This is a genomic window from Bacillus sp. EB106-04-02-XG92, assembly GCF_058791995.1.
This window is the reverse complement of record NZ_JBYTEA010000039.1, coordinates 1-646: the sequence shown is the minus strand read 5'-3', so window position 1 is coordinate 646 and position 646 is coordinate 1. Positions and strand designations below refer to the sequence as shown.

At 37.3% G+C, this 646-nt stretch carries 1 pseudogene; it reads left to right on the top strand.

Annotation, left to right across the window (positions count from 1 at the left end):
* A pseudogene (locus AC3WVA_RS29265) lies at positions 1 to 646 on the top strand (helix-turn-helix domain-containing protein); the annotation flags it as partial.

The following is a 646-nucleotide window of genomic DNA, read 5'->3' as shown; positions in this document are numbered from 1 at the left end:
CTCGGTATAAGTGACACAATCATTTTGAATTGGGTAAACCAATATAGACAGAATGGTCTGGAAGCTTTTCTAAAACGATGTACAAATTACACACAACAATTTAAACTAGACGTACTAAACTTTATGATTGAAAACGGTATGTCCTTATTTGAGACGGCAGCTATCTTTAATATTCCTGCCCCTTCAACGATTTCTGTTTGGAAAAAACAGCTCGAAACACAAGGAATTGATGCCCTTCAATCTAAGAAAAAGGGGCGTCCATCCATGAAAAAAGATTCAAATAAACAATTAAAACAAGCTTTAGCTGACGGGTCAGTCGAGGCACTTGAAGCGCGTATTAAACAGCTTGAAATGGAAAATGAGTACTTAAAAAAGTTGAATGCCTTAGTTCAAAACAAGGAAAAATCACGAGACAAGACAAAGCGCAAGTAGTCTATGAATTAAGGCATAAATATTCGGTGAAGGCACTTGTGGAGCTAGCTACTATTCCACGAAGCACGTATTATGATTTAGTAAAGAAAATGCATCGTCCAGATGTAGATGCCGGTTTGAAAGCTGAGATTAAAGCGATTTATGAGGAAAATGAAGGTCGTTATGGTTATCGTCGCATTCGTGATGAATTAACGAATCGTGGTCAGAAAGTGAA